22 protein-coding genes are annotated in these 25,542 nt (G+C 41.9%); 3 read left to right on the top strand and 19 right to left on the bottom strand.

Going from position 1 to position 25,542, the window contains the following annotated elements:
• Window positions 1-97: 97 nt before the first annotated feature.
• Window positions 98-2,020 carry a methyl-accepting chemotaxis protein gene (locus tag AC0L4E_RS19750; RefSeq protein WP_473681316.1) on the top strand — a complete coding sequence of 641 codons (1,923 nt, stop codon included), beginning with the start codon at window positions 98-100 and terminating at the stop codon, window positions 2,018-2,020.
• Between the two features lie 80 nt (window positions 2,021-2,100).
• Here the strand turns inward: AC0L4E_RS19750 and AC0L4E_RS19745 are convergent, their stop codons facing one another.
• From AC0L4E_RS19745 to AC0L4E_RS19665, 17 genes are all read right to left on the bottom strand, one after another.
• Complete coding sequence (locus AC0L4E_RS19745; RefSeq protein ID WP_473681314.1) at window positions 2,101-2,451, bottom strand: DUF4870 domain-containing protein; 351 nt, start codon at window positions 2,449-2,451, stop codon at window positions 2,101-2,103.
• Between the two features lie 41 nt (window positions 2,452-2,492).
• Complete coding sequence (locus tag AC0L4E_RS19740) at window positions 2,493-3,197, bottom strand: MOSC domain-containing protein (protein ID WP_473681313.1); 705 nt, start codon at window positions 3,195-3,197, stop codon at window positions 2,493-2,495.
• Window positions 3,198-3,256: 59 nt separating this feature from the next.
• Window positions 3,257-4,714: a sensor domain-containing diguanylate cyclase gene (locus tag AC0L4E_RS19735; protein ID WP_473681311.1), complete on the bottom strand. Its 1,458-nt coding sequence runs from the start codon at window positions 4,712-4,714 to the stop codon at window positions 3,257-3,259.
• Between the two features lie 397 nt (window positions 4,715-5,111).
• The gene (locus tag AC0L4E_RS19730; protein ID WP_473681309.1) at window positions 5,112-5,951 is read right to left on the bottom strand and encodes a PfkB family carbohydrate kinase; all 840 of its coding nucleotides are present in this window, start codon (window positions 5,949-5,951) and stop codon (window positions 5,112-5,114) included.
• Between the two features lie 169 nt (window positions 5,952-6,120).
• Window positions 6,121-7,458 (bottom strand): coproporphyrinogen III oxidase family protein, encoded by a 1,338-nt coding sequence (locus AC0L4E_RS19725; protein ID WP_473681307.1) that lies wholly within the window; start codon window positions 7,456-7,458, stop codon window positions 6,121-6,123.
• A gap of 311 nt (window positions 7,459-7,769) precedes the next feature.
• Entirely contained in the window at window positions 7,770-8,759 is a 990-nt protein-coding gene (locus AC0L4E_RS19720; protein WP_473681305.1) for a formate dehydrogenase subunit gamma, read from the bottom strand.
• A gap of 74 nt (window positions 8,760-8,833) precedes the next feature.
• Entirely contained in the window at window positions 8,834-9,403 is a 570-nt protein-coding gene (gene fdh3B / locus AC0L4E_RS19715; RefSeq protein ID WP_065110515.1) for a formate dehydrogenase FDH3 subunit beta, read from the bottom strand.
• Window positions 9,404-9,431: 28 nt separating this feature from the next.
• Window positions 9,432-12,287, bottom strand: coding sequence for a formate dehydrogenase subunit alpha (locus tag AC0L4E_RS19710; RefSeq protein WP_473681302.1), 2,856 nt, complete (start codon window positions 12,285-12,287; stop codon window positions 9,432-9,434).
• Between the two features lie 17 nt (window positions 12,288-12,304).
• On the bottom strand, window positions 12,305-12,502 hold the full coding sequence (locus AC0L4E_RS19705; RefSeq protein ID WP_473681300.1) for a twin-arginine translocation signal domain-containing protein: 198 nt from the start codon (window positions 12,500-12,502) through the stop codon (window positions 12,305-12,307).
• A gap of 846 nt (window positions 12,503-13,348) precedes the next feature.
• Entirely contained in the window at window positions 13,349-14,359 is a 1,011-nt protein-coding gene (locus tag AC0L4E_RS19700; RefSeq protein WP_473681298.1) for a formate dehydrogenase subunit gamma, read from the bottom strand.
• A gap of 49 nt (window positions 14,360-14,408) precedes the next feature.
• Window positions 14,409-15,005: a formate dehydrogenase FDH3 subunit beta gene (gene fdh3B, locus AC0L4E_RS19695; RefSeq protein WP_248985132.1), complete on the bottom strand. Its 597-nt coding sequence runs from the start codon at window positions 15,003-15,005 to the stop codon at window positions 14,409-14,411.
• Window positions 15,006-15,031: 26 nt separating this feature from the next.
• Complete coding sequence (locus tag AC0L4E_RS19690) at window positions 15,032-17,881, bottom strand: formate dehydrogenase subunit alpha (RefSeq protein WP_473681762.1); 2,850 nt, start codon at window positions 17,879-17,881, stop codon at window positions 15,032-15,034.
• Between the two features lie 17 nt (window positions 17,882-17,898).
• A complete protein-coding gene (locus AC0L4E_RS19685; protein ID WP_153912917.1) occupies window positions 17,899-18,099 on the bottom strand; it encodes a twin-arginine translocation signal domain-containing protein in 201 nt (66 codons plus the stop codon).
• Window positions 18,100-18,235: 136 nt separating this feature from the next.
• Window positions 18,236-18,925 carry a TorD/DmsD family molecular chaperone gene (locus AC0L4E_RS19680; protein WP_473681295.1) on the bottom strand — a complete coding sequence of 230 codons (690 nt, stop codon included), beginning with the start codon at window positions 18,923-18,925 and terminating at the stop codon, window positions 18,236-18,238.
• Between the two features lie 10 nt (window positions 18,926-18,935).
• The gene (locus tag AC0L4E_RS19675) at window positions 18,936-20,609 is read right to left on the bottom strand and encodes a 4Fe-4S binding protein (RefSeq protein WP_473681293.1); all 1,674 of its coding nucleotides are present in this window, start codon (window positions 20,607-20,609) and stop codon (window positions 18,936-18,938) included.
• A 161-nt stretch (window positions 20,610-20,770) separates the two neighbouring features.
• Window positions 20,771-21,400, bottom strand: coding sequence for a DUF3306 domain-containing protein (locus AC0L4E_RS19670; protein WP_473681291.1), 630 nt, complete (start codon window positions 21,398-21,400; stop codon window positions 20,771-20,773).
• Window positions 21,400-21,864: a DUF3305 domain-containing protein gene (locus tag AC0L4E_RS19665; RefSeq protein ID WP_248985128.1), complete on the bottom strand. Its 465-nt coding sequence runs from the start codon at window positions 21,862-21,864 to the stop codon at window positions 21,400-21,402. The genes AC0L4E_RS19670 and AC0L4E_RS19665 overlap by 1 nt, the downstream gene beginning before the upstream one ends.
• 414 nt (window positions 21,865-22,278) lie before the next feature.
• On the opposite strand from AC0L4E_RS19665, the gene AC0L4E_RS19660 reads away from it, so the two are divergent.
• Window positions 22,279-23,127, top strand: a complete 849-nt coding sequence (locus AC0L4E_RS19660; protein WP_473681760.1) for a formate dehydrogenase accessory sulfurtransferase FdhD — start codon at window positions 22,279-22,281, stop codon at window positions 23,125-23,127.
• Window positions 23,128-23,260: 133 nt separating this feature from the next.
• Here AC0L4E_RS19660 and rlmF read toward each other — a convergent pair whose 3' ends face one another.
• A complete protein-coding gene (rlmF, locus tag AC0L4E_RS19655; protein ID WP_473681289.1) occupies window positions 23,261-24,382 on the bottom strand; it encodes a 23S rRNA (adenine(1618)-N(6))-methyltransferase RlmF in 1,122 nt (373 codons plus the stop codon).
• A complete protein-coding gene (locus AC0L4E_RS19650) occupies window positions 24,382-24,783 on the bottom strand; it encodes a flagellar basal body-associated protein FliL (RefSeq protein ID WP_473681287.1) in 402 nt (133 codons plus the stop codon). Before AC0L4E_RS19650 ends, rlmF begins: the two co-directional genes overlap by 1 nt.
• A 78-nt stretch (window positions 24,784-24,861) precedes the next feature.
• On the opposite strand from AC0L4E_RS19650, the gene AC0L4E_RS19645 reads away from it, so the two are divergent.
• On the top strand, window positions 24,862-25,425 hold the full coding sequence (locus AC0L4E_RS19645; RefSeq protein ID WP_473681286.1) for a chorismate--pyruvate lyase family protein: 564 nt from the start codon (window positions 24,862-24,864) through the stop codon (window positions 25,423-25,425).
• The last annotated feature ends 117 nt before the right edge of the window (window positions 25,426-25,542 follow it).

Genomic DNA, 25,542 nt, shown 5'->3' with positions numbered 1-25,542 from the left:
ATCACAAAAGCATAATCTCCCTCAGATGAAATAAAATCCATTCATTTATTCTGGCAGTTGCCGATATTACAGATATCGAACTAAATAGGCTGTACACATGAATCTGTTAAAAAACCTAACCATTAAACAAAAAATCTTATTTTCGGTGATATTTGGCGTGGTATTTTCAACCATGCTTGTCGGAGTGCTTAGCCAACGCAGCGCAAAAATGGTTGTTGAACAGCGTATGGTAGATTCAGAGCTGCCCAGCTTATTAATGCAGATCCGCCATAAAATAGAGCTTGATATAAACAACTTATTGAATGCTGCCGAGCAACTCGCTAAAAGCCGTATGCTATTGGACTGGATTGAACAAGGTCGTCCAAGCGATACTGAAGCGAATGTTGTCGCTCAATTAGGTGATATCCAAAAGCAGTATCAATTAGTGCAAGCATCTTATGCCGACAGAGAAACTGCTGCTTATTACACACAAGATGGATTTCTTCGTGTACTAAATCCGCAACAGGATGATTGGTTTTTCGATTATCTCAATAGCGGGCAAGAGCGAATGCTCAATGTATTCACTGAATCAAATGGTGAAGTCAAACTGTTCATTAACTATCAACAACCTAACGGCCGTGGATTGGTTGGTTTAGCCAAATCACTTGATGATATGGTGCAACAGCTTGCTTCGTTCCAAATTGAAGACAGCGGGTTTGTGTACTTAGTCGATTCAAATGGTGATGTAAAACTGCACCCAGAGCCAAACCAAATAGGTAAGGCAAATTTAAGAGGTTATTACACAGACGGTAATACTCAGTCTTTATTGGCACAAAATGATTTTAACCTTATGCGCATCGACGTAAATGGTTCAAGTACGATTGTTGCAAGCAGCTATATTCCAGCGATGGATTGGTATCTAATCGCTGAAGTTCCTGAGTCAGAGATTTTTGCCCTATTAGATAAAGCCGTATACCAAATTATCCTCGGTACAATTGTGATTGCGATATTTTTTATTGTGATCGCCACTATCGTTGCCTCATCGGTTAGCCGCCCAATTGCTAAGGTGGCCGAGTTATTTAAAGATATTGGCGAGGGTGAAGGTGATCTACGCCAGCGTCTTCCCGTTGAAGGGCATGATGAATTAGCTCAACTTGCTAAGGGTTTTAATAGTTTTATTGCCAAAATCCAAGAGTCAGTAATCGAAGTTGCCAGAACCAGTGAGCAATTAAGCTTGTCGGCAAAAGATGTTTCAGCTCAAGCGAATCAGACGTTAGATGATAGCCAACAACAAAAAGACAGAACGATCATGGTTGTCACGGCGATTAATGAAATGGGCGCTACGGTTAATGAGATTGCCAGCAATGCAGCTCAGGCAGCTGTTACCGCAAAAGAAGCCGATACAGAATCATCAGATGGGCAACAGGTTGTTATGAGTGCCAGAAGCACCATTAATCAATTATCCAATGATGTTGAGCAAGTTGGTGAAGTCATTGAGTCACTCGCGACCCATACTAAGTCTATTGGTGGTATTTTGGATGTGATCCGCGCAATTTCTGAGCAAACTAATCTACTCGCTTTAAATGCCGCAATTGAAGCTGCTCGTGCGGGTGAGGCTGGCCGTGGATTTGCTGTAGTAGCCGATGAAGTTAGGAATCTTGCGTCACGTACTGCTGATTCAACTAACGAAGTACAAACCATGATTGATAAGCTGCAGTCTGAAGCAAGTCGCGCTGTCGTTGCAATGGAGACATCTCGGAACCGCTCACAAGAAGGGGTTAACGCCGTAGATGAAGCCAGTCAGTCACTCAGTGGCATAAGCCAGCAAATAGCCTCTATTAGTGATATGAACATTCAAGTTGCCGCCGCAACAGAAGAACAATCAACCGTGGTAGAAGATATCAACCGCAATGTCACTGAGATTAACGATATCACTCAACGAACTGCTGATACAGCTCAAGCCGCTGCACAAGCAAGTGAGTCATTAAATAGCTTAGCTGCACGTCTTGATGTGTTAGTCGCACGGTTTAAAATTGAATAAACGACTTTAAGCAGTTTAAAACCAAAAAACGCACTTATCAGTGCGTTTTTTTATGACTTATATCTATGTATAGAAGAGCCTTATTTAATGAAGTTAATCGTCATCGGATAACGATAAGCAACACCCTCGCCCGCTTTAATTATTGCGATAATAGTGCAAATGATATCAGCTAGGGCTAATGCCATAAGCAGTATAAAACCGATGCCAACAATCGCTAAAATGCTGCTGATAATCACATATATTAGTAGGCTCAATTTAAAATTAATGCAATTTTTGCCACATTCATTAACGAACTCAAATTCATCACGCTTCATTAGCCATACGATAAGCGGGCCAATAATACTGCCAAGTGGAATGATATAACCTGCAAAACTCGCTGCATAAACCAGTAACCCCATGTCTCTGGCTTCTTTCTCAATCACTTCACTCATTTTTGTTCCTTGTCGTTATTAATTTTATCTATCAAATATGCTTAAGCAGGCTCACCTTCTGGGCCATATAATCGGTATTGCCAATTCTCTATTTTCTGAGTGTCAATACGGTTTTGCATGCTCGCCACCCAGTTTTTAGCCAAGCCTTCACATTGCATCAATTGTTGATACTGCTCTTGGTCTATTTCAGCTAAAAAATAGATTTTCATGGCTTGCGCAATACTGATGTCTGATGTTCTCTCAATCAATACCACACTGTCGCTTGCCTTGATCTCACCTTCTCGCAAGACTTTATAAAACCAGCCACACATGCGACTTTCTTGCATGGCTAATGCAAATTTAGGGTGGCCAAATTGTAGATTAAGTTTAAAGCATGGCGAGCGCGGTTGTGTCACTTGCAAAAGCACTTCACCAATTTGAATAATATCGCCTATATTCACCTGCGACTCATCTAAACCTACCGTACTGATGTTCTCGCCCATGGCCGGCACATCTTTAAAGTTAGTCATTAAATCCCAGCGACGATATTGACCATAATGTTCTCGTGGAAAGTGATGTAATACACGCTCTTCACCGCCGTGATGAATAGGGTCAGCTTGAGTATCGCCATAAACCCCAAACTTAGTGACCTTAAGACTTGGCACTGCAAGCTTGCTATTCATGGCCGTTTCAATACCCTTTGTGGTATCAATTTTATCACCGCGGAATAAACCTGAAATCTTCTTTGCTAATACTTGGCCTGCCATTACTACTCTCTCGTTATTGAATTTGTATTAACGTTTTCGTTTAACCATAAAACAATTAATTAATAGGATAATACTACCTGATTTCGTCCCTGCTCTTTAGCTTGATATAAGGCGATATCTGCACGATTAATTAGCTCTTCAGGTGTTTCTGTTTTACGGTACTCTGCCACACCGCAGCTGATGGTGATATTAATATCATTGCCATTAACTTTTATGTTTCTGACCGCAACGGCTTCGCGTATTTTATCTGCTAACTCATGTGCTTGGCTGGCATTAGTATTCGGCAATAATATCAAAAACTCTTCGCCTCCCCAGCGACAAAGTAAGTCGGCACTGCTTAGATGTGACTTAAGCACATTGGCAGCAGATTGAATAACGAGATCGCCAATATTGTGACCATATTTATCATTCACTTGTTTGAAATGATCGATATCGAGTATCACAACCGCCATGGGAGTCGACTCGACCACCGCATGGGATATCGAGCGGGTAAAGTACTCTTCAAATGCTTGTCTATTTGCCGCCCCCGTTAACTTATCGGTAGAAGCCATCACCTCAAGCTTTCGTTGATATTTACCAAGGGTCATATTGGCAATAAGTAATATTCCAAAGGTCACCACCAAACTCAGGCCAATGTTCAGCCAAAAGGTGGTCAGTAATTTTTTCTCCGCTAACACTTCATCTTGTTCTACCATCAAATACCACTGGAACTCTTCCACTAATCGGCTATTGAGGTATATGGTGCGGTTATCCCTTAAATAAGAAAAGGAAGCACTTGGACTGGTTAAAATGCGCGTGGCTAATTTTTCTAAACCTTGGGTAGACTGCAATGTTGAAGCGCCATCAAATCCTTCACTACGTAGAGTAATGTTGCCTTGCCTATCAGAAAAGTACACTTTACGGTTATAGCGAGTTTGATAAAGCTCAATCATCTTTTTAACGCTTTCAACCGCTAAGCCAACACCTGTGACACCAATAAAGTTTCCATCAAAGTCATACACTTTATAGTTCACATAAATAACCGTGCGATTTTTATTGGCTGTGTCGGTATCGATATTTATTTCATAGTCTTCAGACGTTGGTAATGAGCGCACTCTAAAGTACCAAGCATCATCAATAGATACGTCTTCAATTTTTCTTAATACACCCGTGGAATGGTAATAATTTCGACTAGCTTCTGACACAAAAAAACTGGTGACAGTATTGTATTTTTGTTGAATTTCTTTGAGGTATCGAACCAATTTTTCAGGTTCTTGTTCATCATTAATGGTCCAGTCTCTGACAAAAGTGTCTTGTGCCATTAAGGAGGATATAAAGATAGGTCGTAGTAGGTCTTGTTGAATTTCGGAATAGATATTGTCACTGGTCAGTGGCAATGTATTGTCTTCAATTTGTTCGCTTAATGACTCATGAGCAACTTGATAACTGATGCCGCTGGTGACAATAAATGCGGCTAATAGCAATATAGATAGCATCCAAATAAAACGCTTCTTATCGTTCCAAACTTTATTTCCCATAACGCCCCTACTAAATCTTAGCTCTTCAAAGCCACAAACGATGATGGCGTCTATAAGAACTGGTATATGCGAACATGTTAAACCAATGTAAATACTAACTGAAAAGCATTAAAGACGCATCGACTTTTACCTACAAGGCTGAGTATTTATAGACCAAGGTTGTTTTGGTTGGTTTTTTTCAGACAAAAAAGACCCTGTAAATGGGGGATACAGGGTCATAAATTCAAACAAAATAAATAGGATTAACTTCCAGGAAGTAGGAAGGATGTTTAGAACATACCTCTAGCGGAAAAGGTCTGTCTTTCAACAAATTACGGCGAGATTATAAATACAGTTCATGACAGAACAGAGACAGTTATATGACGGAATAATGAACTTGTTGGTATGACTAGTTTTGTTATTTCTCGAGGTAGGTTTTTAAGCCATCACCAGGCACAGAGCTTGGCGTTGCAACAGCAAATGCTGCCCATCTTGCGCCTTCTTCCATCGCTTCAGTTATGGTTTTTTGCTCACATAAGTAATGAATCAAGCCTGCGGCATAAGCATCACCAGCGCCTGTGGTATCAACCACTTCAGAGATGACTGCAGGCACATGAACTTGATCTTGTTCACTGTAAGCAATAGCACCATTTTCGCCATCTGTGACAACAAAGTAGCGTAAAGACTCTCCAGCAATGCTTGCTGCAAAGCCCCACTTATCACCATTACAACGCCCTTCCATATCAGTGATTGAGGCAATCAAAATATGGCACGGTCGTACTCGCTCATCTTTAGCTAATTGAGATACGACCAAGCAAGAATCCAGTGCAGACTCTGTCCAACGGCTAATACCTTTTGCTGAAGAGTTAGTGTATAAGGCATCAAATTGCTGCCACTTTGGCGGGGAAGATAACTCAAAAATGGGTCTTTCTGGACGGATAATCGTGCGTTCGCCATCAGGTGTCATCACCAATAACATTTCACAGGTATTACCTTGAAAGCGTTCTACTAAGCGACAATCTAAACCTTGGGTGCTTGCTTGAGCTAAAATCCAGTTGCCAATTTTGTCATTTCCCACTTGGCTCACTAATGAAACCGAATGACCTGCCCACACAAGGCCAATACCAGTATTAGCACCGCCACCGCCTAACCTTAAGCCACCATCTTGATAATGAAAGCGTCCACCTGTTTGTAGCGGTTTATCAAGTTGCAGTAGTCGGTCACAGTTAATATTGGCAAGAAGTAAAATGTTGGCCATAGCAGTCTCTATATTCAGCGTTCAATCTCAAATTGAAGGTCTTAAAAAACGCCTAAAATGAATAGCACCTTCGGTCGATATCAAAGTCAGTATACTGCAAAAAACAAAAAAGGCAGTGATGATTATCACTGCCTTTATTCTAGCTATTTAGAAACAACTGCTGTCAGAATTACATATCTTCAGGTGTCAGTGGCTTACGCAGTTGTGCGCGCACGTTATCCATACCTGAGTAGAATTCTTTCATCATCAATAAGCCCATCATTTTACCGTTATCAGTCCAAATAATTTTATCAGGGTCATTCGGGTCATTTTTAATGGCGCCCATTAACTTCATTGATGCCATTTCTTTAAATAACGCAGTATCTAAATTTACACCGAACGTATCGCGGAAATACTTACGAGATAAACGACCAGAGAACATGCCCAACAAGAAGCGATATTGCATGACTTCTTTTTTGCCATATTGCTTTTGTTGCTCAACACCCATTAAGCCATTTTCAATACGTTGTTGGTATTTTTTAAGCGAGAAGGTATTGACGTACAAGGTGTCATCCAAGAAGCTGAATGAACCAGAACCAACACCTAAATACTCATCGAAATCGATAACGTATTCATCGAATCCTTCGTTATTTGCTTTACCAAATGCCCAACCTGAAAGCTGGGTGTATTGACCATTTAAACTATTCAAAATCTGACGATACTGACGAGCCATATCACCATGGGGCGCAGCAAGTTTACCTTTAACACTCTTACGTGTTTGGTGAGTAATCATCAACGGATATGTGGTAATTTGGCGAGGGTCTAATTTAGACGCCATGTCTAAATCGTGCTGAATGATTTCATCGGTTTGACCACGGAAACCGAAAATCAAATCAACGTTAATAATTGGGAACAATTCTTTTGCCGCCATGATGCGGTCAAAAGTTTGCTGGCCATTACCAAATTTTTCAATTCGGTCTGTCATAGTTAAAATGTCATCATTAAAACTCTGAACACCGATAGACATACGATCCACTAAGCCTTTTAATTGCTTAAAGCCATCGCTATCTAAGTGTTGTGGATCTGATTCACACGACACTTCTTTAATGTTTGGGAATAAGGTTTTAGCATGTTCAATTGTGCGTGCTAGTTCGTCTTCGAGTACCGTAGTCGTTCCACCACCGATATACATAGATTCGAAGTCGTAACCTAGGTTTTTGACCATATCCATTTCTTTACGTAAAGAAACAAAATAGCTGCGCGCTTTTTCTTCTTTAAATAGGAAACGATGGAAAGTACAGTATGAACACAAGGTATGACAAAAAGGCACATGCGCATAAAGCATGTACTTTTTACCTTCAACCGGCTTTGGCATCATTTCAGCAGATACAGTATCTAATCGTAAATTACGATCGACATAAAACTGCATCACTTTTTCCATCCCACTAATCATCCAATCTGGGGTGGTAATATTCGCTTGATAAGGCGATTGGATAATTTTATCTGATGGTTTAATTATTGATGACATAGCACTTCCTATCTAAAAATATGTACACAGTAGCAACGCTAATTGATTGCCGATTGAGCAGAGTACTCTCAAACGAGTAACCATTATGTGAACTATCTATAACTTAAGGGTTAATCACAACTATGACAGTTGATTTTTACCAAGGAGATCACAGATTAGCACCCATTAAACAATCAATACCTAATGTACACTATCCGCATGTTAAATATAACAAAGATTAATGTTATCAGCTTGAGTTTCACATTCCAGATATAAAAACACCCTCAAAAGCACTGCCTTCAAGGGTGTTTACGACTTAATGTTAAGACTAATTAGTCTCTATATTTAAGCTCGCCTTTTTCTTTGATTTCATCATACCAAAGGTTGTGATGCTGCTTAGCCCACTGCTCATCACAGTAGCCTGACACCATACAATCCATACCACCTTCAGACATAGCTGTTGCCATGAAGATATGTACGATAGAGAAAGCACAGATAACGATAGCACTTACTGAGTGAACAACAAGAGCAAGTAAGCTTAGGTTACGGCTAGGTTCAAATAAGTTCGGGAATAGTAATAACATTCCTGATACTGAGATGAATAGTCCGAATAGAGCAAATGCCCAGAACCATAGTTTTTCACCTGCGTTAGCAAAGCCAGCGTCAGGGTGCTTACCTTTGAATGGACCGAAGTTAATGTAACCACCAACAACCATCATCCATTTAATGTCGTACATTTTTGGCATTTGGTTTTTAGCCCAAAGTACTACCATTAACGCCCAACCCAACATGAATGGGATAGCCATATAGTCATGGATAACTTTAGAAGCATTTACCATACCGGCCCACATTCCTTCACCGATATACGGTTGTAGGAAGTAACGACCCGCTAAAAGTACCAAACCAGTCAGAATCAATAACAAGCAAGGAATCGCACCTAACCAGTGAATTGATACGTCAAATTTAGACCAACGATATACCATTTTACCGGTGAAACCACCGTGTAACTTTGAAATGCCGTTAATTTTGATAAACAGTATGAAAATGATGATCATGCCAAATAGCGATAATGCTAAGGCAGGAGCAAGCCAGTCACTACGTAAATCAAATACACGTAAATCGTAGGTATTAATTGGTTGTGCATGGAACTCACTTGTCGATGTGGTACGTCCCTCTACGCCGTCTTTAAGCTGTGCCCATAACTGTGCATTGCCATCTTGAACGGTAAGAGATTCTTCACCACTTCCACTAGCGTGAGCGAATGTCATAACACTGAACATCAGTGCGATAACAACGCCAATTTGTTTGAACCACTTGTTCATAATACATCCTCTATGCTACTCGATGCCTGAGTAATCTCAGGCATCATAGCTAAGCTGACTAACAAGTTTGGAGGTTAACCCCAAACACCTTTGTTAGAACCGCGATAAGCAACACGCTCACGGAAGATGGCAGAAACGATTTCTGCATCACCAGCAAGTAATGCTTTGGTTGAACAAAGTTCAGCACACATAGGAAGTTTGCCTTCTGCAAGACGGTTAGCACCGTACTTTTCACGCTCTTCATGAGAGTGATCAGCTTCAGGGCCACCGGCACAGAAAGTACACTTGTCCATCTTGCCACGGCTGCCAAAAGCGCCTGACTGAGGGAACTGTGGAGCACCGAAAGGACATGCATATAAACAGTAACCACAACCGATACAAGTATCTTTGTCGTGAAGTACGATGCCGTCTTCTGTTTTGTAGAAACAGTTTGCAGGACAAACCGCCATACAAGGTGCATCGCTACAGTGCATACATGCAACTGAGATTGACGCTTCGCCTTTCATACCATCATTGATAGTTACTACGCGACGACGTTGAATGCCCCACTCAAGAGCAGAGTCATTTTCGTTTTTACAAGCTGTGACACAACCATTACATTCAATGCAGCGCTTGGTATCACATAAAAATTTCATTGTAGCCATTTGGCAATTCTCCTAGCTTAGACTGCAGTTATGCTTTCTCAATTTGACAAAGCGACGCTTTGGTTTCCTGCATTTGTGTTACAGGGTCATAACCATAGGTCATTGCAGTATTACAAGACTCACCGATAACGTAAGGAACAGTTCCTTCCGGATAGTTAGGCTCAAGACTTTCACCACTCATCACACCAGCGAAGTGGTAAGGCATCCAAGTAACACCAGGCTTAACGCGAGGAGTCACCATAGCTTTAATCTTAATACGGCCGCCTTCAGCACCTTCTAACCAAACATTGTCACCATCACGAAGACCGCGATCAGCTGCATCAGCAGGGTTCATTTCAACAAACATTTGTTGTTGAAGTTCTGCTAACCAAGGGTTAGAACGAGACTCTTCACCACCACCTTCATACTCAACTAGACGACCAGAAGTCATAACTAGTGGGTACTTAGCACTGTTGTCATTGTCTTGAATAGTCTTGTACAACGTAGGTAGACGATGAACTTGCATATCGTCATGCGTTGGGTACTTAGATACAAGGTCACGACGAGACGTGTATAGCGGCTCACGGTGAACAGGTACAACATCTGGGAAGTTCCAAACGATACAACGTGCTTTAGCATTACCGAATGGGATACAACCATGTTTGATTGCAACGCGAACGATACCGCCAGAAATATCAGTTTTCCAGTTTTTACCTTCAGCTGATGCTTTTTCTTCAGCTGTTAGTTCGTCCCACCAGCCTAATTGCTTAAGCATTGCAGCAGAGAACTCTGGGTAACCGTCAGTGATTTCAGCGCCTTTAGAGAAGCTGCCTTCAGCAAGAAGGTTTTCACCTTTATATTCCACACCGTAACGTGCACGGAAGTTACCACCACCGTCTTTAACGTGTTTGTGTGTGTTATATAAAATTTGAGTACCAGGATGCTTGTGCTCTGGAGTACCCCAACAAGGCCAAGGTAAACCGTAAGTTTCGCCTTTAGCAGGTCCGCCAGCAGCTTCAAGAGTCTTGTTGCTGAACGTGCCCCAGTTTTGAGTATGTTGTTTGATACGCTCAGGGCTTTGGCCTGTCATACCAATCGTCCACATACCGCGGTTAATTTCGCGAGTAATGTCTTCAATCACTAACACATCATTGGCATCTTTTTCGATACGCTTAGTGTACTCATCAGCAAAACCAAGCTTTTGAGATAGACGGTACATAATCTCAAGGTCAGTTTTTGATTCAAATAAAGGCTCAACAACCTTTTCACGCCATTGCTGTGAACGACCAGAGTTAGAAACAGAACCTTCAGTTTCGAACTGAGTACAAGCTGGTAGCAAGTACACGCCGTTTTGACGACGATGCATAACACCTGCCATAGTTGGGAAAGGATCCACAACCACTACAGTGTCCATCTTGTCTAGTGCATCACGAATGTCATTTTGACGAACACCAGTGTTAACTGATTGTCCCCAGAAGAATGCCATACGGATGTTATCTTTCTGAGCTAGCTTGCTCTTGTCTTCTAACACACCATCGTGCCAGCGAGAACAAGGCATACCAGGAGTCGTCATTGGCTCACGACCTAAGTAAGTGCCATGGTCGAAACGACCATTAACCCACTCTCTGTCTAGATCCCAAACGTTTGTCCAGTGATCCCATGCAGCAGAAGTCAGACCGTAGTAACCAGGAAGGTTATCAAACAGTAGACCTAAGTCAGTTGCGCCTTGAACGTTATCGTGACCACGGAAAATGTTAGTTCCGCCGCCAGAAACACCCATGTTACCTAGGGCTAGTTGAAGTAAACAGTATGCACGAGTGTTAGCATTACCTACGTGATGTTGAGTACCACCCATACACCAAATAACAGTACCAGGACGGTTATCAGCCATTAATTTAGCAGCTTGGTAAACTTCTTCTTCAGTACAACCCGTTACGTTAGCAACTTCTTTCGGTGGGAATTTTTTCGCTTCAGCGCGAATTGAGTCCATTTCGAAAACACGTTCTGCGATGAACGTTTTATCTTCCCAACCATTTTCAAAGATGTGCCAAAGCATACCGTAGATGAATGGGATATCAGTACCAGGACGTAGACCACAATGTAGGTCAGCGTGCGCTGCAGTACGTGAGAAACGAGGGTCAACAACGATAATTTTTGCGTTGTTTTTCTCTTTCGCTAATAAGATATGCTGCATTGCAACTGGATGCGCTTCAGCCGGGTTTGAACCGATGAAGAAGATTGCATTTGCATTTTGAATATCGTTGAAAGAGTTAGTTTGCGCACCGTAACCCCAAGTGTTAGCAACACCGGCTACCGTGGTAGAGTGACAAATACGTGCTGAGTGATCGACGTTGTTGGTGCCCCACATAGCCGCAAACTTACGGTACATGTAACAGCCTTCGTTCGAGAACTTGGCACTACCCATGAAGTAAACTGAATCAGGACCTGACTCTTCACGGATATCTAGCATCTTGTCACCGACTTCGTTGTAAGCCTGCTCCCAAGATAATTTCTTCCACTTGCCATCAACAAGTTTCATTGGGTACTTAAGACGCTTCTCACCATGACCATGTTCACGGATTGCTGCACCTTTAGCACAGTGACCACCAGCATTAAATGGATGATCGAAAGCAGGCTCTTGACCTGTCCAAACGCCATTTTGTACTTCTGCGTATAAACCACAACCAACAGCACATGCAGAACATACAGTACGTTTGATTTCAGTAGGCGCATCATGTGGTACATCATGAGCTTCAGCTCTACGCATCATGCCAGTGCCCATTAATGAAGCAGCGGCGATACCACCAGTAGCAATACCTGCATTCTTCATAAATTGACGACGGTTGATACCGAGCGACTTGCTTGCAGCTTTAGGAGCTGCGGTAGACTTGCGAGTTAACTTCATCGCTTATTTCTCCTGAATTATCCGCGTAAGCTATCGTAGTAGCTACGAATATGCGCAGTTTCTTTGTAACCTTTAGCATCTTTGCTGCTAACGTTACTCTCGGTTGCTTGAGCCACACTCACACCTGATACAGCGATTGCTGCAGTAGCAGCGCTACCTACGGTGATGGCTTTCAGCAAAGATCTGCGGTTCAGATCAGGCTGTTGCTTCTTCATCTTTACTCCCGGTTTAAATCACATCAACTCTTTGGTTAATGCCCTAATAGGCCTTTTCGATTACCAAAAACCAGTTGTTAACAACGAGTTAATAAAAGTAGACCAAAAAGGTAAAAACACTTCTAAATGAATAATGTTCAAAAATTTACCGGGCTAATATATAGAGAGATAGGCTGAAATAAATTGATCTGACCCCAGTTCATAATCCAAAAAATGGTACAAAATCGGCAAAGCGTTAACTGGGTCATACTTTAAAATGAGTACCTCTTTTGACACCGATATCCAATCGTAAATCAGCCGAGAAACGTTTGTTAAAAACCTTAACATCTCATCAAGTTACTGCTTATTGTCATACTTAATGAGTAGTGATAATCCTTCTTATTTGCTTATAGCTTTTGGTGCTTAAAACCAGATAGGGTAGTACTTTTAGCTATTAAAACTAGCTCTCAAAAAATGGGGCGTAGCCATTATTGATCCCATTAACAATCGAATGACGTAGTTATTTAAAATTAGGCAAAATGAAAGAGGTTAAATGTCCAAACAGCAAAGTCGAAAACGACAATAGTGATGTGTCCATCACAGCGAAGGGAGAGCACAATTTAGAGGAAGGTCACTTTTTAAAATAGAGTCACATTTATTTGAAGTTTTAGCCCATGAATATGGTCATTGAAAATAGCTGGCTGTTTACAAATTAAAAACCTTAATCGGGAATATTCACCATACAACTATGATTGAAGAGCTTATCGACATATCAACAAAAAATAGCTTAAAAATAAAAACACCCCAACGAGATAATCTCAGTTGAGGTGTTTTTTTACTGCTTAAGCGTTAAAGGCTTTAGTTAATTTACTTTTGGTATTTCAATGTACCATTGGCTTTGATTTCATCGTACCAAAGGTTGTGGTGCTGAACTGCCCAGTTTTCATCACAGTAGCCAGAGATCATTGACTCTAAACCACCTTCACTTAAGGCTGTTGCCATCCAAATATGCACAATAGTAAATGCAATTAAGATTGCCGCACTAACACCATGAACCAGTAATGCCATCATTGATGCTTCACGTGGTAAATCTAAACCAGGTAATACAAGCATCATGCCTGAAACGCTGATAAATAGACCGAACAACACAAGTGTCCAAAACCACATTTTCTCACCAGCGTTAGCAAAACCACTGTCTGGATGCTTACCTTTAAATGGACCAAAGTTGATGTAACCACCAACCACTAGAAACCATTTCAAATCGTACATCTTAATTGTTTGAAGTGGCATCCATTTAACGATACACAGTAACCAAGACACGATGAATAATGGACCAGTCCAATCATGTACCAATTTACTAAAGGCGATGATGCCAGCCCAAATACTGCTGCTCACATAAGGTTGTATTACAATTTTACCTAATATGATCACCAGACCTGTCAGCATCAAAGCTAAACAAGCAATCGCCATAATCCAATGCAGCCAAATATCTGCTTTAGACCATCGCTCAACCATTTTGCCTGAAAAGCCTTTGCTTAGTTTTGCTGGGCCATTTACAAAATAAAATACTAAAAATGCACCGAATACACCTACTAGGGCTAATGCCACCGCAGGAGTAATATAGTCATCTCTGATTATTCTACCTTCATTACCGCCAACATTAATCAGCACACCCGGCTCAATACCTTGAGCAGTAGTACGGCCGGTTTCACCGCCCTTAACCGCTCGCCATAACTCAGCTGGATTATCCTTTGCTGCCTGCTGCTTACTTGATTGTTCATCTGCTGCTAAAGTTGTGGTTGAAAACCCTAACCCCATCACCAGAACCAACAGTGCAAACAAGCTACGCAGTGATTTGTTTAACTGTTTGTTTAACATTGTCACTCCTTGCTTGGTTACGGACTAAGTCCGTAACCTTATGCACTGCCTAAACCATATCACCCGTTTTTGGGTCATAGCCCCAGATAGCATCTGGGTTACCACGTTTTGCCATACGCTCGCGGTAAATAGTCGATACGATATCTGCATCACCAGCTAACAATGCTTTGGTTGAACAAAGCTCTGCACACATAGGTAATTTACCTTCAGCAATACGGTTTGCACCGTATTTCTGACGTTCGGCATCTGAATGGTTCTCTTCTGGGCCACCGGCACAGAAAGTACACTTATCCATTTTGCCTCGGCTACCAAATGCAGTCTTTTTCGGGAACTGTGGAGCACCGAAAGGACAAGCATAGAAACAGTAACCACAACCGATACAAGTATCTTTATCATGCAATACAATGCCGTCGTCGGTTTGATAAAAACAATCCGCCGGACATACGGCCATACAAGGTGCATCAGTACAGTGCATACATGCAACTGAGATAGATGCTTCGCCTGGTTCACCATCATTGATAGTAACCACGCGACGACGTTGAATACCCCACTCTAGAGCGGAATCGTTTTCGTTCTTACAAGCTGTGACGCAACCGTTACACTCGATGCAGCGTTTTGTGTCACACAAAAATTTCATGACTGCCATAGTGGCTTATCTCCTCATCAAGTTAATTAGGCTTTGCTGATCTGACACAAGCTAGACTTAGTCTCTTGCATCTGAGTCACAACGTCATAACCGTAGGTCATTACGGTATTGGCTGCTTCACCAATAATGTAAGGAACCGTGCCTTCTGGGTAATTCTTCTCTAGGCTCTTGCCTTCGAAAACACCCGCGAAGTGGTATGGCATGAAACATTCACCAGCAATGACTCGTGGAGTCACCATTGCTTTAACTGTGATTTTAGCGCCTTCTGGACTGTGAACGAATACGTCATCACCATCACGTAAGCCGCGATCTGCTGCATCAGCAGGGTTAATCTCAATAAACATTTCTTGCTGTAATTCTGCAAGCCATGGATTTGAGCGCGTTTCTTCACCGCCACCTTCGTACTCAACTAAACGACCCGTAGTTACTGCTAATGGGAAGTCTTTTGCAAAGTCTTTATCTTGAATAGACTTATACAGAGTAGGAAGACGTGCAACCATACGATCTTCGTAAGTTGGGTACTTAGACACTAAGTCACGACGAGGGGTATATAATGGCTCACGATGGATTGGGATATCATCTGGGAAGTTCCAAACGATAACACGCGCTTTCGCGTTACCATAAGGGATACAACCGTGATTAATCGCAACACGTTGGATACCACCAGAAATATCTGTTTTCCAGTTTTTCCCTTCAGCATGAACTTTTTCTTCAGCGGTTAAATCATCCCACCAGCCAAGCTGTTTAAGCATGTCTGCGGTAAATTCAGGATAACCGTCTTGGATTTCACTGCCTTTCGAGTAAGAACCTTCAGCAAGAATGTTGTTACCTTCATGCTCAACACCGTAACGTGCGCGGAAGTTACCGCCACCATACTTAACTTCACGTCCAGTACGGTACAGAATTTGTGTACCTGGATGTTTGTTTTCTGGTGTGCCCCAACAAGGCCAAGGTAAACCGTAAGTTTCACCTTTAGCTGGGCCGCCTGGTGCTTCTAAGCTTTCGATATCGAACGTGCCCCAGTTTTCTTGGTGCATTTTCAAACGCTCAGGGCTTTGGCCTGTGTAACCAATGGTCCACATACCTTTGTTGAACTCGCGAGTCATATCTTCAATCAACGGCTCATCGCCATTCACTTTGATATGCTTACAGAATTCGCCTTCGATACCCCATTTTTTCGCCAGCTTGTACATAATAATGTGGTCAGCTTTTGACTCAAATAATGGTTCGATAACCTGTGTACGCCACTGTAGTGAGCGGTTTGAAGCCGATACAGAACCATAAGTTTCGAACTGAGTTGCTGCTGGCAATAAGTAAACGCCATCAGTACGCTCGTGCATAACACCCGCCATTGTTGGGAAAGGATCCACAACAACTACTGTGTCCATTTTGTTCAATGCTTCACGCACTTCACGGCCACGAGTTTCAGTGTTTACAGATTGACCCCAGAAGAATGACATACGAATGTTGTCGTTCTGAGCAATCTTAGATTTGTCTTCAAGTACACCATCATGCCAACGAGAACATGGGATACCTGTTGAGGTCATTGGATCTTGACCTAAATGTTGAACTTGGTCGAAACGGTTTTTAACCCAATCGAAGTCAAGGTCCCACACATTACACCAATGTTTCCAAGAACCTGTTTTCAGGCCGTAGTAACCAGGTAATGTATCGAATAATAAGCCAAAGTCAGTTGCACCTTGAACGTTATCATGACCACGGAAAATGTTAGTACCACCACCTTCAACACCCATGTTACCAAGGGCTAATTGCAGGATACAGTATGCACGAGTGTTTGCATTACCAACGTGATGCTGAGTACCCCCCATACACCAAACCACTGTACCTGGTTTAGTTTCTGCTAGTAATTTAGCTACACGATGCATTTGCTTTTCAGGTACACCAGCAACATTTTCAACTTCTGCAGGGTTCCACTTTTTCACTTCCTCACGGATACGTTCCATACCGTATACACGTTGGTCGATGAAAGTTTGGTCTTCCCAACCGTTTTCAAAAATATGCCACAACAAACCATAAATGTAAGGAATATCCGTACCAGGACGAATATGCACGAACTCGTCAGACTTAGCTGCAGTTCGGGTGAAACGAGGGTCGACTACGATAATTTTCGCGCCGCGCTCTTTACCTTCAAGGATGTGTTGCATTGAAACTGGGTGAGCTTCACAAGGGTTCGAACCGATGAACATCATCGCTTTCGATTTACGAATGTCATTAAATGAGTTCGTTTGCGCACCGTAACCCCAAGTGTTTGCAACACCGGCTACAGTGGTAGAGTGACAAATACGTGCAGAGTGGTCGACGTTGTTCGTGCCCCACATTGCCGCTAATTTGCGGTACATATAAGCTTGTTCGTTAGAGAACTTAGCACTACCCATAAAGAAGACTGAATCTGGACCAGACTCTTGACGGATATCTAAGGCTTTTTGGCCAACTTCTTCAATCGCTTGATCCCAAGAAAGTTTCTTCCACTTTCCGCCTTCCAGCTTCATTGGGTATTTCAGACGTTTTTCACCATGGCCATGCTCACGTAATGCAGCACCTTTTGCACAGTGACCACCAGCGTTAAATGGATGATCGAATGCAGGCTCTTGACCAGTCCAAACACCATTTTGTACTTCAGCATAAATACCACAGCCCACTGAACAGTGAGAACAAATAGTACGTTTTACTTCAGTTGGCGCATCATGTGGTACATCTTTGGCTTCTGCTTTACGCATCATTCCAGCACCAAGCATTGATGCCGCAGCAATACCGCCTGTAGCGAATGTAGCTGACTTCAAAAATTGGCGACGATTCAGTCCAAGTGCAGGTTTTTCTGCTACTTCAACTTTCTCTGTTTTGCGGGTTAATCGCATCACATATTCTCCTTTAATTACTTACTACGTAACGTATCGTAGTAACTACGTACATGGCTTGTTTCTCTATAACCATCACTTTTACCCACAACTGGTGTGGCTTCTGGTGAGGCAGCTAGAGCTTGTCCGCTAACAGTAGCAACTGCGCCAGCGGCACTACCGACAGCCAATGCTTTTAGCATTTGACGACGATCCATGACGGAAGCTTGCTTCTTCATAGTCTCTCCTTAATAAACATAAATAACAGGGTGATGACACCCTAGATTGAGTGGGAGTTGCCTCCCGTTTCGGTCTATGCCACTGAATTAATATTCAGCGGCATAAATCTTTGCACCTGCAATAACGATGGCTAAATTACGATGCCAATTCGTTCGTTGAAGGTTCAATTTTTTCAACACTTTCTGATGCTGCAGCTTCTGCTTCACTACCAGGGCAGTTCACAGGAATGTCTAAGCTTAATTGCTCAAATTCATTCGCTTCAATTTCAAAAAATGCTTTTGCTAACTGTGCAACAGGTGCGTAAAACGCCGCACTTGGTGTCTTTTCTAACGTGTCACAGAAACGTGCGATCCAACTGCCAATATGACGTTGGTAGAAAGCTAACTGGCGGTAACCAGGCGCTTCTAAAATCAAGGTACCCATGACTTCACATAATGCAGCAACATGATCTTCAGGTTCTTTGACTTCATCTTCACGAGCAAAACCTAATTGCAATAGGTCTTGGCGTAACAATGCTAAAGGCTTGTCCATTAATGAACCTGTCATGAACCAACTACCGTAAGGCAGTACTTCACCACGCCCCACACCATAGAAAATGTTGAAGTACTCTTCTTCAAGTTCTTTTTCTGTGTATTTGGTTGCAGCAACTTTCAACGCAGCCCAAGCAACGGTGATGTCATTTTCTTCTTCTGCATCAATTTCTAGTTCTGCTAAAAATGCAAGCAGTTCAGCACTTGGCTGACGACGTAATAAGGCTGCTAATATTTGGTAAATATCTGCCCGTAGCTGATCGTTTTCTGAAATTTCTCTAACTAATTCGGTCATATCGGGTCTCTTATCGAAGTTGCTTCTCAGGGTCTTCAAGAATGTCTTCAAACATATCTTTTACGCGGCAATCACCACACATTTTTAAACGCTCAATATTGGCGTTAAATGCTGAGTGACCTCCAATCATATCAATCATGCGATGAACCATAGATTGAGTCGCAAACGCTGTACCACAGCGAATACATTCAAACGGAGGCTCTTCTTTTAGCGTTTGACGTTGTTGACGTGATGCTTGGTCTAAATTGATTTGCGAGGTAATGCTAATCACATCTTCAGGACAAGAACTTTCACATAAACCACACTGAACACAGTCTTGCTCGACAAAATGTAGTGCAGGTTTATCACCGCCATCGGTTAATGCTTGTGTAGGACAAGTCGCAACACACGACATACACAAGGTACATTTGTCGGCGTTAACTTCGACTTTACCGTAAGGCACATTGCTAATTGCAATGCTGGTATCAGTCGCTGCTGCTTGTTCATTTAAATGGTCGATTGCTGCGTATAAGGTTTCGCGCTTGGTGCTTGGCGTGAACGCAGCAGGTACGATTAATGGCCAATCTAAGCTAATAGCCAATTTGTCATTTAACGACGCTAATGTTTGGGTATCAATTAAGCTAATACGCTGAGGCTGACCCATTTCATCTAAAATGGTGTTAGCTAATGACAACTCACCATTCAACATTTGCGTCAATGTCGGCGCTGTCGCATCAGTATTTAGAATTAATACCTGACGAGCACCCCACGCTAAAGCAGACATCCAATGATCAATGCTCGCGACCGTGATTTCTTCCAATTCAACCGGAATGATGTCACCCACTAAATCAGCGGTAATGTGCTCTGCACCAACGGCACTGTCATGGAATAAGATGACAGGCGCAGCTTGTGCTTGCTCAAGGTAACGACTAACAAGTTTTTGAATGTAGCTATGAAGTGCCTGCGGTGTTGGTAAATCAAAAGCGATTGCGCCAGTTGGACAAGCATTAGTACAACTGCCCGCGCCATGACATAGGTAAGGATCGATTTCGATTTTTTGTTCAATACTGCTAATAGCATCAGCAGGACAGAAATTCAGACAACGGTTACAACCATTGACACCATTACGGTTATGAGCACAGATATCACTGTTCACTTTCACATAACGCGGCTTATCAAACTCACCAACCAAATCTGGAATTTGATCCAATGCGTCCGCTAATTTCTCAGCGTCTTGACCAACGTAAAAGTAACCCGGTGGCAGCATTTCAAGGTTTAAACATGGGCTCATGCTCAAATCGAGCACGATATCAAAGTGTGGTTTACGGATAGCCACTAGGCTCAATTCAGCAGCGTTGCTGTCTTGACCTTCACTTTCTACCGTGACTTGGAATTGGCCTAAAAAGCCTTTTACTGAGATAAGTTTGTTGTAATAGCTTTCGCTATTCACGGCAGCATTCATTACCGCTTCAAGATGTGCTTCATCTTGGCTAGTAATGGCTTCATTGGCCAAAATCACGGTATTGGCCATAGTAGACAATTTGTCTGCAGCTAATCGAGCCAAATCTTCTGGGCCGATGACTAACACATTACCTTCAGTTGTGTAGCTCACTGTCGGTGGAATCAAGTTTTGAATCACTTGAGTCTGCGCTAATACCTGCTGACGAACTTGTTGTAGTTCAAGCGGGGTTTGACTATTGCTCACATTGCGTTCCTGAACAGTTTTAGCGTGCAAAAGACTTATTTTGTGCTGTAAATCCATTAGTGCTTGAGGCTTTCATCTTTAAGCATCAATCACATCAGCTCGAAATCTATAAGTTCTTTATCTGACACACTAAATAGTGGACATAAAATTATTTGCTATGACTAGACTTTAGTTTGGTCTTGAAGCGGTTGTTCCGCGTCCTGTGCCATAACCAGATCATCACTCTGATTAACTAAGTCAGTCTCAGCGACTAATTCACTCTTCTCATTTAATACTTGCGGGGCATCAGTTGCATCACCAACTGTGTCATCTCCCTCGCTTGCTAATAACGTTTCATCTTCAGCTGTTTCTTCTTCGTCTTTAATGACATTACGGAAGATTTTTTTCGCCAACTCAGCAGAGACTTCAGGGCTCAACTTGGGTTGGTTGCTGTAATCAAGGGCATACTCGAGTAAACCATCAATTTCGTTATACTGCGGCTGTTTCCATAACGCTTTTAACGCTGCTGACTTGGCTTCAGGAGAAACATTTGCTCCCATAAATGAAGCAAAACTTCCGCCAACTTCAATTTTTTCTGGATCCGGTAAATCTTCTACTTCAAGTACTTTTTCAGGCTGTTCAGCTTCAGCAGCTGTTGCCTGAGTATCGATACTTTCATTGTCATCTGCTGACGCAATTTTGGCTTGTTCAGCGAGTTGCTCTTTATTTGCTAACTCTTGAGCAGCTTCTGCTTCAACCTGCTCACGACGCTCAGTCCAACGCGAGAAAAAACCTCTAGGTTTATCGCTCATTAATGACTCCGAAGGTGATCTGTACTTGGGCCTTGATCCTTGCGGCGATTAACGTGCTTACGACGACTAGCTGAAATAACAACCTCGCCATGACGCGTAATAAATGCTTCAACCCAACAAGCCAGCGCTTCTGGCATTGGAATATTGAGCACTGGCGTTTCAGATTCTAAACAGCCTGCTGCGACATTTTGGTCACAAGAGATAGCTGCAGGAACCCAGGTTCCATCACTAAGCTCATCACATACGATGTAAAGCATAGTGTTATCCATATCTAAATTGATGCGGTAACTGCCACGCTCATCTTTATGTAATTCAAATAAAACCAATTTCGCGCCTTCAGGAGCTTCATGTGTCGCAGGAAGTATTTGGTCAACTTCCCAAGTGACAGATGGCCAGCGACCAACCATCTTCTCGACTTTCTTTAGCGAAACATACATAGGCCAAACATCTTCAGTGTGTTGCATAAAAGCTTTGCCCTTAAAAACATAAACCAACGAGGAATAACAAAAACACAATAAATACATCAAGTTGATTAACAACTGTGTGACCTAAAATATTGAAATAAACAGGCTTATTCCTCTAATTAGTCATTAAAATGCAATAATGATGCCAGATAAAATGAAACCAAAAATTTGACCTAGATCGCTTAATTAACTCTAAGAGTAGGACAATTTGTCCATATTACTAATTTTACTAGGACATAAGGCTACGTTAATTAGCGGTTACTGATTAACTTTAGTGTTAGATCACGCATTTACAATCTACTTACTGTGGGAGGAACAAAAGTTGCTATGCTGATATCCAGTTAGTTTTAATCACGATTCTCATCTTTTTGCCGATGATGGCGATAGATGACACTGTCAGAGGCCACAATATCAATGACGCAAACCAATACACGCACCAAAGCCCCACTAAAACTGGTCAAAACCCAAGCTGAAGTACCATTAACTCTGCCCGTAAAAGCCATTAACGAACTCGGTGAGAGCATTGATAAATTTGTCGCCTGTGAAAGACCATTAACGGTTTATTTGAATTGGCAGCCGATTGTGACTTTGATGACATTAGGCGCTAAGCCTGAGTCGTTGGCGCTGGGGTATTTAAAAAACCAAGGTTTTGTAAGTGATGCGAATTTGCTTGAGTCGATTATTGTTGATTGGGATGTCAATTCAGCTGCGATTTTAACTCAAGAAAAAACAGCCGATTTAGATGAAAAACTTTCAGAAAAAACAGTAACATCAGGTTGTGGGCAAGGCACAGTCTACGGTGGTTTCATGCAAGGGCTTGATGACATCAACCTGCCTAAACCTGAACTTAAACAGTCTACTCTGTATAGCTTGCTAAAAAATATTAATGCCTACAATGACACCTACAAAAATGCCGGCGCAGTGCATGGTTGTGGTATTTGTAAAGACGATCAAATTCAAGCATTCATTGAAGATGTCGGTCGTCACAATGCTGTTGATACGTTAGCTGGTGATATGTGGTTAGAAGGCGAAAGTGGTAACGATAAAATCTTTTATACCACAGGCCGCCTTACATCAGAGATGGTGATCAAAGTGGCTAAAATGGGTATTCCAGTACTGCTTTCTCGTAGTGGTGTCACTCAGATGGGGCTTGAGTTAGCACAGAAAATGGGTATTACCATTATTGCTCGTGCTAAGGGGCGTCATTTCCTTGTGTATCATGGCGCCGAAAACATTGAGTTTGATGCCAATAAAGAAAAGTAAAAGTATATCTAAAGGTTAACAACCTCCATTCGTTGAGGTTGTTAACTCGGATAAAGAACTGGTTAGCTTCAATATCACTGCCAGTCACTTCACAGCTACATATTCACTGAATATGCACTTACAGAATAAAAAATCACTGCTTATTTCTAAATTTTGCCCACTGTCCTCGCTGACTCTCAGTCAAAAAGCTCCAAGCTAATACTCGAGTAATTTTGTTTCCTTGTTGCATTTCAATGGTTTTAACACTGTCTGCAGATAGCTTTTCTAGCAAAGCATAACAAGGCTTCAAGTTTTCAAACTTAGAGACTAAAGAACTGAACCACAAACACTGTGATGCAAACTGTTGGCTTTCAGTAATCATATTAGCTAAAAACTGTTGCTCACCACCTTCGCACCAAAGCTCAGCTTTCTGGCCACCAAAATTCAAACTGCTGGCAGTCTGTTTGTTAGTGTTTGCAGTTTTGGCTGTTTGCGACTTGTTTACGCCTTTTTTGGCTCTGTTAGCAGCTAAATTGATATTCTTTTTAATACTGCCTTGTGTTGCCTCTTCCAGCGAACGATGAAACGGAGGATTGCACAGGGTGATATCAAAACGTTCATTATCGGCAATAATACCGTTAAAGATATGGTTAGCGTCAGCTTGCAGTCGTAAACTAAGCTTTTGGTTAATAGGTTTATTTTTATCAGCGATACGGGCTACATTCGCAACTGAAGCTGGATCAATGTCGCTTGCTACAAACTGCCAGCCATATGATTGGATGCCTAATAATGGATATATGCCATTAGCCCCTGTACCGATATCTAATGCCTTTACTTTTTGACCTTTTGGTACCTTGCCATTCACACTTAATAAATCAGCAATGTAGTGCAAATAGTCCACTCTACCGGGCACTGGCGGACATAAGAAGCCTTCAGGTATATCCCAGTGTTCAATCTGATAATCGGTTTTTAATATCGCCGCATTGAGACTTTTCACCGCTTGTGGATCGGAAAAATCTATTGATAAATTACCGTAAGGATTAGGCTTAACAAAGTGGGACAATTTGGGACACTCTGAAATAAGCTTTTCAAAATCATAACCTTGATTATGCTTATTACGTGGATGCAGCGCCTTTGAGATAGGTTTTACTGTTTTTGCATCTGTTGGGAGGTTCTTTTTGTGCTGATTTTTCACATGCTTGGCACTCTTCGCGCGACTTTCGGACTTGCGTGCAGTGCCAGTTTTAACAGGTTTTGATTTACTTTGAGATTTCATTAATCGTATAAGTACTTGGTAAATAATAAATTAACTACGATTTGCTGTCCGGTCTCTTCTTCTAAAAGCCTATTGACGGTTTCATAGCACTCACGGCGAATGTCTTCACGACCCGTTAATGATTTCACTTTATCTTCAGCTTGATTACCTAAGACTTCAACAATCGCGGCACGCAGTAACGGATCATGATGTTCAATCAATAAAAGATGATCGGGGTCTTTCACCATCAGTTCGACACTGATTTTTACAAAACCTAATTTTTTACGATTTGAAATGTAGTTGGTGACAATGTCTGGCTCAAAACCATAATAAGCAAAATTTTCGACCGCTTTTTCATCGGCACTATATACATTCATTGAAAACATCATTGAAAGTAAAATTGCGTATACGTACTTTGCCATAGTTAAACAAACTCCATTATTGATATATGCGCTGTCGTGATAAACTGCACCCGTTTTATACATTGTAACGAGTAAAGAATGACAGTGACCAGCCTAAGCTTTCCCTACGGTGAATCAATCCAGTGGTTTTCACCTGAGAAAATCCATTCTATGCCAAAAACAGCTCTAAAAGAATGGTTACTTGCCACGGGCAGTTTAACTCAAAAATTAAGAAGCTGTTGCCAACATTTTGAAGTAAAAGTTCTTGGCGAACATCTTACTGCTCCACTCGCTGGTGAATGCCCTAATCAAAGCCGAGTTTGGGTCCGAGAAGTTTTGTTATGCCTTGATGGTGAACCATGGGTATTTGCCCGCACCTTAATACCTGAAAGCTTAACGGCAACTCAGCAACATAACTTTAAAGGATTAGGTACTAGGCCTTTAGGTGAACTGCTATTTTCAAGTGGTGATATTACTCCAGGAAAAATTGAAGTCGCAGAATTTGAAAGTTGCAGTAAATTAGCCAAGCTTGCCACCAGTTTATCTCAAGAGGTGGACTCACCACTATGGGGACGTCGCCGCTATTTCAATTTAGCTGAGCAAGACATTATCGTCAGCGAAATTTTCTTACCTGCTGCTGTCGCTAAAATTAATCTTGGCTAAGAGAAGCTAATACTAAAAGAAGCTATGAGCCTCTTAGGCGATGCTTATTTAATTCTTTAACTTTCTGTAAAAACAAAGGCATGGTATTCACCATGCCTTTTTCCTACCTAGTGATGA

The organism is Shewanella sp. GJ50-10 (assembly GCF_055808815.1).
This window is presented reverse-complemented; position numbering and strand designations above follow the sequence as displayed.